Below are 16,537 nucleotides of genomic sequence, written 5' to 3'. Positions count from 1 at the left end.
ATGATACGCAATTATCTGAAAATCGCATTTCGTAACCTTGTGAAAAATAAGGTTTTTTCTGCTATCAATGTATTTGGGCTGGCTATTGGTATAGCCACTTGCTTAATCATCATGCTTTTTGTACAGGATGAATTAAGTTATGATAAATACAATGAAAAGGCAGACAGGATGGTGCGTGTGGTTTTTAAAGGGACAATTAATGGAGAAGACATGAAAGAGGCCGTAACTATGGCTCCGACAGCCTCTACTCTAAAAAATGATTACCCGGAGGTAGAAGATGCTACCAGGCTAAGAAACTATGGCTACCATAAAATTACTGTTGGAGAAAAAACCTTCAAGGATGGCAATCTGGCTTATGTTGACGCTAACTTCTTCCAGATATTTACACTTCCGCTCATTAAAGGAGACGCGAAAACCGCATTGCTTGAACCTAATACTATAGTGATTACTCAGGCAATGGCCAATAAATACTTTGGGAAGGAAGACCCAATCGGTAAAGTATTGACTTTCAAGGATTGGAAACAGGTTTATAAGGTAACGGGTGTCATTGAGAAAGTGCCTGCTAATTCACATTTTCATTTTGATTTGTTTGGTTCAATGGCAAGTCTGGAAGAGGCGAAGGGAACGAGCTGGATGGAATCTAATTATTTCTCTTATCTACTATTACGCAAAGGTCAGGATTATAAAAAACTTGAAGCCAAACTACCGCAGTTGATAGAAAAATATGTGGCGCCTCAATTGCAAAAGGCTTTAGGCGTAACATTGAGCGAATTCAGAAAAAAAGGTAATGATATAAGATTTCATTTACAACCATTAACAGATATTCACCTATACTCCGATTTTAGTGTGAGTATTGAGCCCGGTGGTGATGTTCGTTATGTATACATATTTGGGGCGATTGCCATCTTTATGATATTGATTGCCTGTATCAACTTCATGAATCTTTCTACGGCAGGTGCTTCAAAACGTGCCAAAGAAGTTGGTATCAGAAAGGTATTAGGGTCAGTTAAATACGAGTTAATAGGGCAGTTTCTTCTTGAATCATTAATGCTCACCTTTTTTGCTTTAGCCCTGGCATTGGTGATGGTTAGAATAGCGTTGCCTCTGTTTAATGATTTATCGGGTAAGGAATTAAGCCTGCAATTCACTAATTATCTGCTTGTAATTACAGGACTTGTTTTATTTGGTTTATTGGTAAGCTTATTAGCAGGGAGCTATCCGGCATTCTTCCTTTCTTCATTCAAACCGGCCTCGGTTCTAAAAAGCAAGTTTATGGCGGCTGGCAAAAATATTGGTTTGAGAAGCGGTCTGGTTGTTTTTCAGTTTATGATTTCTATTGCCTTAATTATAGGTACTACTATCGTTTATCAGCAGTTATCTTATATCCAAAGCAAAAAACTTGGGTATAATAAAGACCAGTTATTGGTTTTAAGAAACTCATGGGCATTGGGGCAAAATGAACTGATTTTCAGAGACCAGCTTCTGAGAGACCCCAGAGTAATGAATGTCACTGTTTCGGGATACTTACCTGCCGGACCTACCAATACCAATATGTCGGGGACTTATCCGGATGAAAAAGTTAATCAGAACAGAAGAACCATCATCTATCAGGTAGATGATCAGTATATTCCGACTATGGGAATGGAATTAGTAAGTGGGCGCAATTTTTCAAAAGAATTTGCAACAGATTCGTCGGGAATAATTATCAACGAAACAATTGCTAAAATTTATGGCTGGGGCAAAGATGCCGTAGGGCATACTGTAAATAGATTTACGGATAACCAGGGGAATAAGAAAGTATATAAAGTTATTGGTGTAGTAAAAGATTTTCATTTCAGATCATTGCATGAAGAAATTGCTCCATTGGCAATGGTACTGGAAAACAATTCGGGTTTAATAATAAAAGTGAAAGCGCAGGATATTCCGGGCTTGTTAAAAGACATAAAAAGCCAATGGGCGACATTTAAAGTAGAAGAACCTTTCGATTATGCGTTTCTTGACGAGCTTTTCAATAAAAGCTATATGGCCGAACAAAAAACCGGTGTCATTTTAGGCATATTCACGGGACTTACCATTTTTATCGCCTGCTTAGGTTTATTCGGACTAGCCACTTTTACCGCCGAGCAACGCATCAAAGAAATAGGCATCCGTAAGGTATTAGGTGCCAATGTATCACAAATTGTGATTTTACTTTCAGTTGATTTCGTAAAATTAATTCTGATAGCCTGTTTAATCGCTTTCCCATTAGGCTATTGGGGAATGGGTAAATGGCTACAGGATTTTGCTTATAAAGTAGATATTGAATGGCCCGTATTTGTACTGGCAGGTGCAGGTGCTATTGGTGTAGCATTGCTTACAATTAGCTTTCAGGCTATTAAGGCAGCACTGACAAATCCGATAAAGAGTTTGAAGACGGAATAGCGAAGGGCATGGAATAAAGGTTAATGGGCATACCCAACAAAGACTTTTTCCTTTTGATTATTTATTCTCTATTTCATTCAAATCTGCCTTGGATTTTTTGTTATGAATTGCTCTGGTTGATTTTATGATTATAATATAAGTTTAGTATAAGCTAGCTTAAAAAATCATAAATACGAATCATGATAAAACCTTTCGGAAGTGCTTGTCCGTTACTGTACGAAATCCTGTCCATTTTCGGACAGGATTTTATTTTTAACTGGGTGTAATATGTTGATAATAAGAGTGTTGTGATTTTGGCATGGCTTTAGATGCTATAATTACAATAGAAAATGGAGAAAGGAAAACGTCGAACGGAACAAGTCGTATTTGCTTTTCCTTGTTCCGTTCTCCCTGCTCCTTTTTCCAATACCTCAAAATTATGATACGCAATTACTTAAAAATCGCCTGGAGAAATCTTGCTAAGAGTAAGGTTTACTCGTTTATTAATGTCTTTGGTCTGGCCGTAGGTATGGCAGTGGCTATGATGATCGGTCTTTGGATAAACGACGAGCTGTCGGCCAATAAGCACCATGCCAATTATGCTACGCTTTATCAGATTAAAATGCATCAGACCTTTGATGGAAAACGAGGTACACAAGATGCCATCCCTTTCCCGATGGGAGATGAATTGCAAACAAAATTCCCTGATTTTAAAGCTGTAGCCATGTGCGACTGGGGTAGTACCCGCTCACTAGTAGTAGGTAATCAGAAATTTTTGAAATTCGGACATTTTATTGGCCAGGATGCCATTGATATGTTCTCATTGAAAGTTAAAAATGGAGATAAAGACCCATTGAAAGAGCCTTATTCTATCGTATTGACAGAGGAAACGGCCGAAGCTCTTTTTGGTAAGCAAGACCCTGTTGGCAAGGTAGTGAGAGTAGATAATACAATGAATCTGAAGGTAACTGCTGTAGTAGAAAAACAGCCAAAGAACGCCACCTTGCAATACGATTATCTGATGCCCTGGCATTTACAGGAAAAAATTTACGACTGGATTCCAAAATTTCATAAAACAAACTGGGGTAATAATTCATGGCAGGCGTATGCACAGCTGAAGGATGGTGTTGACCCTGAAAAAACCAGTACCAAAATCAAGAATGTGGTATTAGACCATTTTAAAGATAATGAGCTGATGCAAAAAAGCATTAAGCCTGCTGTCTTTGTACACCCAATGGAAAAATGGCGCTTATACTCCGATTTTACCGATGGTGTGAACTCAGGTGGATTCATCAGATACGTGAAGCTGTTTGGTATTTTCGGCATCTTTGTTCTGGTAATTGCCTGTATCAATTTCATGAACCTGAGTACTGCCCGTTCGGAAAAGCGCGCCAAAGAAGTGGGTGTACGCAAAGCAGTTGGGTCAGCCCGTAAACAATTAATCGGCCAGTTTTTGAGCGAATCTATTCTGATTGCTTTTCTGGCGTTGATAGTAGCATTTCTTCTTGTAGCACTTTCGTTGCCATACTTTAATAAACTGACCGAAAAACTGATGAGTATTCAGTTTGATAATCCTGTTTTCTGGGCAATTATACTAGGTTTTACACTATTTACAGGTTTATTAGCCGGAAGCTATCCTGCCCTTTATCTATCTTCTTTCAACCCTGTTAAAATCCTGAAAGGCGGCGTACATGTGGGTAAGAATGCCTCTTTACCACGCAAAATTCTGGTAGTTATCCAGTTTACTTTCTCTATTGTACTGATGATTGGCACTGTGATTATCTATCAGCAGATACAGCATGCTAAAAACCGTCCTATTGGATTTAATAGTCAGGGGCTTATTTCGGTAGAAGTTTCTAAAGACCTGATTGACAATTATGAGCCTCTCCGCAACGAATTGATTGCTTCAGGAATGGTATCATCTGTTTGCGAAACTAATTCGCCACCAACTGATATCTACAGTAATAATAATGGCTGGGAGTGGAAAGGCTCAACACCGGAAGAAAAATCAGTTCTTTTTAATACCATTGCTACCAATTATGATTATGTAAAAACAATAGGTGTAAAATTAAAAGAAGGTAGAGATTTTTCTAAAGAGTTTTCGACTGATTCTACAGGTGTAATTCTGAATGAGGCCGCCGTTAAACGAATGGGGCTGAAACATCCGGTAGATGAAATGGTAAAATGGAATGGCAAAGATCGCAGAATAGTAGGAGTGGTAGCAGATGTAATGATGCAGTCGCCTTATCGTGATATTGCACCGCTAACTATCGTATTCGAGAAAGGTTGGGTAAATTTTATTAATGTCAGAATCAACCCGAATGTTGCGAGTGCCGAAGCTATCAAACGTATTAAACCAATTTTCGATAAATACAATCCGGGCTTTCCGTTTGCCTATAAGTTTGCAGACAGTGAATATGCCACAAAATTCAACTACGAAGAGCTGATTGGCAATTTGGCTGCTATCATTTCAGTATTAGCTATCTTCATTTCATGCCTGGGCTTGTTTGGTTTAGCTTCATTTATGGCTGAACAACGCAAGAAAGAAATAGGTGTAAGAAAAGTACTGGGAGCCAGCGTTGCCAACCTTTGGGGCTTACTCTCAAAAGACTTCGTGAAGTTAATTGTCATTTCTTGTGCTATTGCTTCACCTATCGCCTGGTATGCCATGAAGGAATGGCTGAAAGACTATACCTACAAAATAGACATTGGTGTAGGCGTATTCTTATTAGTGCTTGTTGTGGCATTAATCGTGACTTTAATGACAGTGAGCTATCAGGCCATTAAAGCGGCACTAGCTAATCCAGTGAAGTCGTTGAAAACAGAATAGTTGGAGGGAAGAAAGGAACAAGGGGAAAACTTTTTTACTTGTTCCTTTCTCCGTTTTCCTTTCTCTCTTAACCCTATATTCAAATGCTACGTAACTATCTAAAAATCGCCTTAAGAAACCTTTCAAAAAGAAAGGGTTTTACTTTGCTGAATATCTTCGGCCTAGCTATTGGTATGACCTGCTGTCTGCTGATTCTGCAGTATGTAAATTATGAGCGTAGTTTTGATAAATTTCATGAAGACGCCGAAAGGATCGCCCGCTTACGTATAGATAATTACAACGAGGGCAAATTACTTTGGAAATCGGCCACGGTTTATCCGGCATTTGCGCCGACCATGAAGAAAGAATTTCCGGAAATTGAAGAAGCCGGACGTCTGATTGATGCCAATATATTGCTTACAAACGAAGCACGTAATATAAAATTCAATGAGCAAAAAGGCTATTTTGCCGACCCTTCTATATTGAAAATATTCACGATACCAATGGTAAAGGGCAATTCTGCCACTGCGCTGAATGCTCCCGAAAAGATAATGCTGTCAGAAAGCTATGCTAAAAAGTATTTCGCTGACGAAAATCCATTAGGTAAAATATTAAAAGTAGGCGGCATGGGTAATCCGCGTGCTTTTGAAGTTTCAGGCGTTTTTAAGGATTATCCTAAGAATTCTCACCTGATCATTGATTATCTGGTATCCTATAGCACATTGGGTAAAGTTCTTAAAGAAAGGGGTGATACCGAAAACGCTACCGAAACAGCCTGGGGTTGGTATGATTTCTACACTTATTTTAAGCTTCGTCCGGATGCTACTATAGCACAGGTACAGGCAAAAATGCAGTCATTATGTGACCGTTACATTAACTCTAAAAGAGACCCTAAAAGTAACCGCAGAACGGAGGCTTACCTGATGCCAATGACAGATATTCACTTATATGCCAACTTTAATCAGGAAGCAGAAGTGAATGGCAATGGTCAGGCAGTATCCTGGTTATTTTTAATCGCCTTCTTTATTCTGGCTATTGCCTGGACTAACTATATCAATCTGGCTACTGCACGCTCTTTAGAAAGAGCTAAGGAGGTGGGTGTTCGTAAAGTAATGGGTGCTCTGAGAGAGCAATTGGTAGGGCAGTTCATGATGGAAAGCCTGATTCTTAATCTTTCGGCATTAGTGCTATCTTTTACCATTGCGTACTTTGCCATGCCTTCCTTCAGTAATTTCTTAGAGCAACAAATCACCTTCAATTTTAGCAATAACATAGGTTTCTGGCTAATTATGCTCCTTGTTTTTGTAGGAGGGACTTTTCTCTCAGGAATGTATCCGGCGTTTGTGATGTCTGGTGTAAAACCTATTATTGTTCTAAAAGGTATTATGCCTAGATTGACAGGTGGCGTGTCTATGCGTCGGGTATTAATTGTTTCGCAGTTTTCGGCCTCTATTGCTTTAATTATAGGCACTATTGTAGTATATCAACAGATAAACTATATGAGAAATCAGAAGTTGGGTGTTGATATTGCACAAACCTTGGTGTTGGAGGGAGCGAGTTCAGTACAGGATTCTTTGTTTCAATCTTCTTTTAAACCATTTAAAAACGATATACTGAAACTGAATGGTGCTGAAAATATTACCTTATCATCGACTGTACCAGGTGATGAAGTTTATTGGACCAATGGAGCAAGATGGATACGTAAACCGAAAGAATTTAACACGACTATGTACATCATGTCGATGGATTATGATTTCGTTCCGGCGTATGATATGAAAATGGTAGCGGGAAGAGCCTTCTCTGAAAAATTTGGTGAAGATCAACATCGCAAAAATATATTATTGAATGAATCGGCCGTAAAAGCATTGGGGATAGAGAATGCACAAAAGGCTATTAACGAAAAAGTAGTTGTCGGTGGTGATACAGTAAATGTAATTGGTGTAATGGCAGATTTCCATCAGGAAAGTTTGAAAAGAGCAGTTAACCCGATGGTGGCGAGAATAAACCTGCAAAATGGCGGATTTCATTCTATCAAACTAAAAACTGCTGATGTTAGCAAAACCCTGGGAGAGGTTCAGGGCTTATGGAATCGTTATTTTCCGAACGATCCATTTAATTATTTCTTCCTTGATAAACATTTCGATCGTCAGTATAAATCAGATATTCTCTTCGGAAAAGTATTCGGCTTTTTTGCTATGCTGGCCATTTTTGTGGCTTGTTTAGGGCTATTGGGTTTATCTTCTTACAATGTTTTGCAACGTACCAAAGAAATTGGTGTTCGCAAGGTATTAGGGGCAAGTATTTCAAGCATTGTAGTGCTACTCTCTAAGGATTTTCTGAAACTGGTACTCATTGCCTCCCTGATTGCCTTCCCACTTGCCTGGGGAGTAATGAACCAATGGCTGCAGGATTTTGCCAGTAGAATTAATATACAATGGTGGGTATTCCTGATAGCAGGTATTTCTGCCTTAATCATTGCGCTTATCACCATCAGTTTTCAGTCGATTAAAGCCGCTTTGATGAATCCGGTGAAGTCTTTGAAGACTGAGTAAAACCCCCAGCCCCTAAAGGGTAGCTTAAGACTGGAAGAAAATGATAATTGTGCCATATTGAGTACTTAGTGTACATTGTGGCAATGAAGTTTTGATTATAAAGGCGTTACAGATAAAAATAGTGTAAAAAGTATTTATTTTCTGTAACGTTTTGAGTGTTTTTTGCATCTTAACTATCATAATGGTAATATTTTAAACATAAACCGATTGAAAAAGAGTAACCAAGATTGAGAAATTAATTGAACCACCTTTCTCCATTTTCCTTTCTCCTTTTTCCGTTAACTTAAAAATTATGATACGCAATTACTTGAAAATCGCCTGGCGGAATTTGTTGAAAAACAAGACTTTTTCGCTTATTAACATCTCTGGTCTGGCCATTGGCTTCAGCAGCTTTATACTCATAGGATTATATGTAGTCGATGAACTCAGCTATGATAAATTCCATGAAAAAGCCGACAGAATTTATCGGTTAGAGGCTGATATACGTTTCGGTGGTACAGACCTGCGATTGGCAGTAAGTGCCGATCCTGCCGGGGCTGTATTGAAAAAGGACTATCCCGAAGTAGAGCAATATGTAAGATTCTATGCCAGCGAGGGCTCTAAATTTGTTAAAAAAGGCAATGAGTATATTACAGAAAATGACGTGGTTTATGCCGACTCAACACTCTTTGATGTATTTACCTTGCCTGTGATAGCAGGCAATCCGAAAACTGCCTTAGATCAACCTAATACAGTTGTTATTAGCGAGAGTGCTGCGAAAAAATATTTTGGTACAACCGATGTTTTAGGCAAGAGCCTTGAAGTAGGTATTCAGGATAAAATACAGTACAACATTACTGCCATAATAAAAGATATTCCGAAGAATTCACACTTTCATTTTGATATGATATTTTCGATGGATAATGTGGATTATGGATTCGGAAATTTCCTAAGCCATAACTTTCATACCTATATTGTTCTGAAAAAAGGGTCTGATTATAAAGCTTTTGAGAAGAAGCTAGAGCAGGTAATTGTCAAATATGTAGTGCCACAGGCAAGAGAATTTATGCAGGTAAAAAGCATAGAAGAATTCAGAAAATCTGGTAATAAATTAGAGTATAGCCTGATGCCATTGACTGATATTCACCTGAAATCAGATAGATTTCCGGAATTGGGCGTGAATGGCAATATCCAATACGTTTATATCTTCTCGGCAGTTGCCTTCTTTGTTTTGCTATTGGCATGTATCAACTTCATGAATCTTTCAACGGCGCGTTCAGCCAATCGGGCGAAAGAGGTGGGTATTCGCAAGGTTTTAGGTACGGGTAAAGGCACTTTAATGAGCCAGTTCATGGCAGAGTCAACCTTGATGAGTTACCTGGCCTTTGTGGTAGCTTTACTATTAACCTGGCTGATATTACCCTATTTTAATGATTTGGCAGCTAAAGCTTTTACATTGGGTACCTTATTTTCTGTAAAAACCCTGCCTTTCTTATTGCTATTACCTATCGTGGTAGGTATTCTTGCAGGTTATTATCCTGCATTTTTCCTTTCCTCTTTCAGGCCGATTGTTGTACTAAAAGGCAAAGTAAATGCCGGATTTCAGAAAAGTAATTTTCGCAATGCTTTGGTAACCTTCCAGTTTTTTACTTCAATCTTTCTGGTTATCAGTACTATTATTGTGTATCGTCAGTTAAACTATATCCAGACTAAAAATATAGGTTTCAATAAGGATCAGGTATTAGTGGTTGATGGAACAAGTGCATTAGGTCAGAAGTCAGAATCTTTCAAGAATGAAGTAATGAAACTGGCAGGTGTGCAGAATGGCACTAATGCAGCGTATTTACCAGTTTCTAATTCTTCCCGTAATGATAATAGTTTCTCAAAAGAAGCGGTGATGGATATGAAGAATGGCTTCAATATGCAAACCTGGCGGATAGACTATGATTATATCCCTACGCTGGGAATGAAAATTGTAAAAGGCAGAAATTTCTCTAAAGATTTTGGCTCTGATTCAAGCGGTATTATTATCAATGAAGCTACGGCTAAAATAATAGGCTATGAAGACCCTATTGGGAAAAAACTGTATACTTCAGACGGCCCTCCAGGTTCAGGTCAGACTAAATCTTACGAGATAGTTGGCGTAGTTGAAAACTTTCATTTCTCTTCTATGCACGAAACCATCGGGCCCTTGAGTATGCGCTTAGGCAAAAGCGACTGGACGATGGCATTTAAAGTGCGCACCGATGATTTGCAGGGGCTTGTCAATAAAATTGAAAAGAAATACAGAGCTATGGCGCCTGAGATGCCTTTCAGCTATAGCTTTTTAGATGAGAGTTTTGATCAGATGTACAGAGCCGAGCAAAGGGTGGGTAAAATAGCTATCACATTTGCTATACTTACTGTTCTGATTGCTTGTTTAGGCTTATTCGGATTGGTAACCTACATTTCTGAACAACGTACCAAAGAGGTAGGTATCCGCAAAGTATTAGGTGCATCAGTATTCAGCATCACTACGCTTTTAACCAAAGACTTTATTAAATTGGTAGTCATTGCCTTATTGGTTGCCAGCCCGATAGCCTGGTGGTTAATGAATAAATGGCTCACTGATTTTACCTATCGTATAGAAATAGAGTGGTGGGTTTTTGCATTAGCGGGGGTAATCGCAGTGGCTATTGCTATCCTGACCGTAAGTTATCAGGCTATTAAATCAGCCTTGATGAATCCTGTGAAATCGTTGAAGACGGAGTAGGGGAGAAAGGAGACAGGAAAACGGAAAAAGGATTTTTCAAACATTAGAATTTTTAAATTAAAATAAGCAAGGGTAGAGGAAAAGGGGTTTAATAAATCCTTTTTCCTTTCTCCGTTTTCCGTTATCCTTACAAAATTATGCTAAAAAATTACTTTAAAATCGCCTGGAGAAATTTGATGAGACACAAGGTGTTCTCTTTTATCAATATCTTCGGCTTAATGGTTGGCTTAACCAGCTTTCTTTTAATCGCATTGTACATTTTTGATGAACTGACGTTCGACAGCTTTCATACCCATGCCGACCATATTTATCGGGTAGTGAATAAGAAGGTTTCTGCCGAGGGAAAGGAAGCCAAAGTAGCCAGTGTAGCTTACCAGATATCTGAGACCGGAAAAACTACTTTCCCGGAAATCAAAAAAGCAGCCAGATTTACCACTTCGGGTAGAACCAATGTGGGTACACAGGAAAATACGAACGTTTTTTACGAAAACTTTTCGATTGCCAATAGCAATTTTTTAGAGGTATTAGACTTCGATTTATTAGCAGGCGACCGAAAAACAGCTTTAACAGCTCCGAATTCAGTAGTTCTGACAGAAGAATCAGCGATGAAATACTTTAATTCAACCAATGTTATTGGTAAAGCGATTAAAGTAGATGGCGATTCTCTTCCTTATACGGTAACTGCCGTTCTGAAAGATATTCCTGTCAATTCGCATATCTCTTTCAATCTGATTTTTTCAGAATCAAGTCTTACTGGTAAGCGTTTCCGTGATTTTATTAGTTCAGACTGGAGTTCTGATAACTTTACAACCTACTTTCTGCTCGACGAAAAAGCTGACACTAAAAATCTAGAGGCAAAACTCAATCAGTTAATAAAATCTAAACGCTCACAGGAAGAAAAAGATAAATATGCTTATTCGCTTCAGGCGATAAAAGATATTCATTTTTACTCAAACGATTTTCAGGGAGCATCGGGAGGTAACCTAACCTATATCTATATATTTGCTGTGCTGGCGGTCTTTGTATTGGTTATTGCCTGTATTAATTACATGAATCTAACCACAGCCAGATTTGCCAATCGTGCCAGAGAAATAGGCGTACGCAAAACAGCAGGTGCCTCTCGAGAGAATCTCATTAAACAGTTTATTGCAGAAGCTTTTTTGGTAACTTTCTTTGCTTTAGTACTAGCACTGTTAGTTGTACAGACATCGCTGCCTTATTTTAATAATTTTACACATAAGAAACTCACGCTCGACTTTGGTACAGATTATCGAATCTGGATAGGTGTGGGTATAATGGTAATAGTAGCCAGCCTTATGTCTGGCATGTATCCTGCCATCTTCCAATCTCGTATTAAGCCGATTTTATTGCTGAGGAATAAAATTAACGTTGGTAAGGGAAATCTTTCTATTCGCCGCTTTTTGGTCATATTTCAGTTCTCGTTGTCTATCATTATGATAGTGGCCACTACGATTGTCTATCTGCAAATGAAATATGTAGATACTAAAGATATGGGTTTTAAGAAAGACCAATTGGTGATTGTAGATATTAATAGTGGTAAGGTTAGGCGGGGTGCTGAAACCATTAAAAGAGAATTTGCCAAATTGTCTCAGGTAAAAAATGTCTCGGTTAGTTCGCGCGTACCGGGCGAGTGGAAAAACTTAGCTAAAGTGAGAGTGAAAAATGAAAATGTTACCTCATTGGAAGGTAAGGATATGTATTTCCTAGGTATTGACGACCAATTCCTGAAAACTTATGATATTCAACTACTAAAAGGAAGAAATTTAATTAATACAGGCACAGTCGACTCTACCGCCGTTATTATTAACGAAAGCGCTGCTAAACAACTGGGCATTACTCAGGCATCGAATCAGATTATTGAGATTCCAAGTGTTGACTTTGGAGGAAGTATCGAAAAACTCGATGCCTCTTTCAATGTAAGAGTGGTAGGAATCGTAAAAGATTTTAACTTCCAGTCTTTACATCAGGCTGTATCGCCTATGGTTTTGGGCTTTCGTAATAATCCTATTCAGAATATTGATTATTTCAGCAGCAGGGTTACCACCGAAAACATCGCTGAAACACTCAAGCAGATGGATAATATCCTGCATAGCATAGATGCGCAACATTTGTTTGAATATCATTTTTTAGACCAGCAATGGGATTTATTCTATCAACAAGACCAGATACAACAAACCATATTCCTGATAGTGGCTATCCTGACTATACTGATTGCTTGTTTAGGGTTATTTGGTCTGGCTACTTATGCGGCCGAGCAACGTATTAAGGAAATAGGTGTTCGCAAAGTTTTAGGAGCAAGTATCAGTAGTATCATTGTGATTCTGACTAAAGATTTTGTAAAACTGGTATTGATAGCAGCTTTGATCGCCTTCCCGGTTGCCGGCTGGGCTATGCACAGCTGGTTACAAGACTTTGCTTATCATATCGAGATGAAATGGTGGGTATTTGCTCTGGCAGGTATCATAGCCATCACTATAGCCTTACTAACCATCAGCTACCAGACTATCAGAGCAGCATTAATGAATCCAGTAAAATCATTAAAATCAGAGTAGTAGTGAGCATAGAGCACAGGGTAAAACGCTTCCCTATACCCTCTGCTCCATGCTCAAAGCAAACCGTATGCTGGAAAGCTACCTAAAATCGCTTTTAGGAATTTACTGAAAAATAGGAGTACTTAAAGATTTCAATTTTACTTCTCTCCAACAAAAAATATATGCTAGGGTGCGTAGTTGAGTAGTAAAAGATACTAGTCAACTACGCACCCTATATATTAAAATTGACCCCAAATTAGACCTACAGCAAAAGGTGACTTCTGTCAAGAAAGTCTATAAAAAATATAAAACTGATTTACCTTTTAATTTTTATTTCTTAGCCGATTTTTAATAAACAATATCTTTCCGAATAACGTAATGAGTATCTTTTTGCGGGCTTCACCGATGTATCTATTCTGATGCCTGCAGTGGGTATTTGGATTGATTTCTTTTACTGCCGAGCAAAAAGTAAAAGAATTTGGTACAAGAAGAGTATTAGATGCAACTATTAGAAATATTGTGGGTCTATTATGTAAAGACTTATTCGCTTGTACTCATTGCCAATCCGAATAAAGGAAAATGTAAAAGGAGGATTCCTCTCATATGCTCTTCTAGGGACAGTCTTCTTCTTCCTTTCTCCATTTACTTATAAAATTATGCTAAAGAATTACTTCAAAATCGCTTTTAGAAGCCTGTTTAAAAACAAGGTTTATTCGTTTATCAACATTTTTGGCCTTGCCGTTGGGCTGGCAGGCACAATGTTGCTCTTGCTCTGGATTGAGAATGAGTTAAGCTACGATCAGTCTTACGAAAGAAAGACCTGATTTATCAGGCATATAACCGCAATACTTTTGATGGTGAACTCTGGTGCTGGGGAACTACGCCTGCTCCTTTAGGGCCTGCCCTGAAAGCTGAGTACCCTGATATAGCCGAAACGGCTCGCTTTGTGAGTTGGGGAGGTGAAAGACTGGTTAGTTATAAAGAAAAAGGCGTATTTATTTCAGGAAATATCTGCGACCCTGCCTTACTTACCATTTTCGGGTTCCCATTTAAAGAGGGCAGTGCCAAAAATGCCTTAGACGGTATTTATAGCATTGTGATTACCGAAAAAATGGCCAGGAAAGTTTTCGGAGATGAACCTGCCATGAACAAAATCCTGAAAATTGATAATAAGGATAATTTCAAGGTAACGGGTGTTCTGAAAGATTTACCTAATAATACCCGCTTCGGTTTTGAATACCTGCTTCCCTGGAAGTACCTTGTAAAAGAGGGCAACGAAAATTCTTACTGGGGCAATAATTCTTACCAGACTTATATAGAACTCAAGCCAAACGTATCAGTTGATCTGGTCAATAAGAAGATAAAGGATATCACTATCAATCATTCGAATAAAGAAGAAGATACAGAGGTGTTTTTGCATCCGGCTAAATTCTGGCATTTATACTCGGAGTTTAAAGAGGGTAAAATAGTGGGCGGAGGTATCACTTATGTGCGTTTGGCCGCTATTATCGCCATCTTTATTTTATTAATAGCCTGTATCAATTTCATGAATTTAAGTACGGCACGTTCTGAAAAAAGAGCCAAAGAGGTAGGCATCAGAAAAGTAGTCGGAGCTGAACGTAGAGGACTTATTTCTCAATTTTTAGGGGAATCTATACTTATGTCGGCAATTTCTTTTGCTCTTGCCATTTTGCTTGTTTATGCTACTTTACCAAGTTTTAATACACTTACTACCAAACAATTAACACTTGACTTCGCTAATCCTTATTACTGGATGGCAGCCTTAATTATCGTACTTCTGACAGGTGTATTGGCAGGTAGCTATCCTGCTTTTTATCTGTCTTCTTTCAGACCTATTAAGGTATTGAAAGGTTTCTTCAAAGCAGGGAATCAGGCAGTTACTCCTCGCAAAGTTCTGGTTGTGATTCAGTTTTCTTTCTCTATCATGCTCATTATCAGTACGATTATTGTGTATAAACAGATTAAGCATGGACAAGGCCGTCCGTCAGGATATAACCGTGAGAATCTGGTATTTATGTACATGACCGGAGACATGGGTAAAAATTATGAACTTATTCGCTCGGAATTGTTGAATAATGGTACAGCAGAAAGCATTTGCAAAACCAATTCACCTGTATCGCAGGGTTGGAGCGATACCTGGGGTGTGCAGTGGAAAGGCAGCCCTGAGAATCATAAGATTGATTTTGATGTAATGACCTGTTCAGCTAATTTTGCCAAAACCATGGGTATGAAACTGGTAGACGGCCGCGACATAGATATCTATACCTATAAAACTGACTCTCTGGCGATGCTTGTGAATGAGTCTGCAGTGAAAGTAATGGGATTGAAAAATCCGGTAGGAGAGTGGGTGAAAAACGATGAAAGAACTTTTATCATCGTAGGTGTATTGAAAGACTTTATTCTTCGCTCGCCTTATGGTGATAACAAGCCCTTATTAGTAAAACCCCGTAATTGGGATAATGTAATTACAGTTCGTTTCAATAAAGACCGCTCTACTCAACAGAATCTGGCTGCATTGGAAACTGTAACGAAAAAGTACAATCCCGCATATCCATTCCAGTATCAGTTTGTAGATGATGATTACGGGAAGAAATTTGGTACTCAACAGCGCTTTGGCACTTTTGCAGGGGTGTTCTCATCTTTAGCTATTATTATCTCTTGCTTAGGATTATTCGGTTTGGCAACTTTTACTGCCGAAAACCGTATCAAAGAAATCGGTATCCGCAAGGTATTAGGCGCAAGTACCTTTAACCTTACGGCTTTGCTCTCAAAAGACTTTCTAAGACTTGTAATCATCGCCTTTGCCGTAGCTTCACCTATTGCCTGGTGGGCTATGACTAAATGGTTAGCTGACTACAATTACCGAATTACCATAGGCTGGTGGACTTTCGCCTTAGCCGGGCTAATGGCTGTATCCATTGCCTTATTGACCATCAGTTATCAGGCGATTAAAGCGGCGCTTTCGAATCCGGTTAAGTCGTTGAAGACGGAGTAACCCCCGGCCGCAGCGGCGGACCGTCCCTAAAGGGGAGTTGCTTGCGCTTGAGAAGTTTAGCAGCGGACAAAAAAAATATAGAACACGTAGAAAGAAAAACATACTTTCTCCGTGTTCCTTTTTTTCAGCCCCAACAATCGTTCTTCCTTTTGCCTTTCTCCTTTTTTCTCTTTTATTCCCATGTACGCTACCGTACGAAAACTGTCCGCTTGTGGACGAATTTCTGTGTAGTTGTCTGTGTAAAATGTTGATAGTGAGTTGTTTGTATGTTAGGTATGTTTTTTGAGGGGGTGTATCTTTATGAAACAATGACTGATTGAACCACATAAACTTTTATGATAAGATTGTTAAATTGTTTTAGTATAGAGAATAAGATAATTTACTTTTCTTCTAACCTCACCTTTAGAGACGGTTCACCGTTCGGTTGGGGGCTCAAATTTTCAATAACCTTTAAACAAGTCCCCCTTTAGGGGCTAG

Annotated in this window: 7 protein-coding genes; all 7 read left to right on the top strand. The window is 38.8% G+C overall.

Annotation, left to right across the window (positions count from 1 at the left end):
• Nucleotides 1-2,421 carry an ABC transporter permease gene (locus D0T08_RS11355; protein WP_116982751.1) on the top strand — a complete coding sequence of 807 codons (2,421 nt, stop codon included), beginning with the start codon at nucleotides 1-3 and terminating at the stop codon, nucleotides 2,419-2,421.
• Nucleotides 2,422-2,839: 418 nt separating this feature from the next.
• Nucleotides 2,840-5,230, top strand: a complete 2,391-nt coding sequence (locus D0T08_RS11350) for an ABC transporter permease (protein WP_116982750.1) — start codon at nucleotides 2,840-2,842, stop codon at nucleotides 5,228-5,230.
• An 83-nt stretch (nucleotides 5,231-5,313) separates the two neighbouring features.
• The gene (locus D0T08_RS11345; protein ID WP_116982749.1) at nucleotides 5,314-7,761 is read left to right on the top strand and encodes an ABC transporter permease; all 2,448 of its coding nucleotides are present in this window, start codon (nucleotides 5,314-5,316) and stop codon (nucleotides 7,759-7,761) included.
• A gap of 292 nt (nucleotides 7,762-8,053) precedes the next feature.
• Entirely contained in the window at nucleotides 8,054-10,492 is a 2,439-nt protein-coding gene (locus D0T08_RS11340) for an ABC transporter permease (protein ID WP_116982748.1), read from the top strand.
• A gap of 137 nt (nucleotides 10,493-10,629) precedes the next feature.
• Nucleotides 10,630-13,065: an ABC transporter permease gene (locus D0T08_RS11335; RefSeq protein ID WP_116982747.1), complete on the top strand. Its 2,436-nt coding sequence runs from the start codon at nucleotides 10,630-10,632 to the stop codon at nucleotides 13,063-13,065.
• Nucleotides 13,066-13,700: 635 nt separating this feature from the next.
• Entirely contained in the window at nucleotides 13,701-13,868 is a 168-nt protein-coding gene (locus D0T08_RS27935) for an ABC transporter permease (protein ID WP_229238946.1), read from the top strand.
• Nucleotides 13,865-16,060, top strand: a complete 2,196-nt coding sequence (locus D0T08_RS11330; RefSeq protein ID WP_409012922.1) for an ABC transporter permease — start codon at nucleotides 13,865-13,867, stop codon at nucleotides 16,058-16,060. The genes D0T08_RS27935 and D0T08_RS11330 overlap by 4 nt, the downstream gene beginning before the upstream one ends.
• Nucleotides 16,061-16,537 lie beyond the last annotated feature (477 nt).

The organism is Emticicia sp. C21, from assembly GCF_003418935.1.
Lineage (GTDB): Bacteria > Bacteroidota > Bacteroidia > Cytophagales > Spirosomataceae > Emticicia.
The sequence above is the reverse complement of the archived record's forward strand: the minus strand, read 5'-3'. Positions and strand labels throughout refer to the sequence as shown.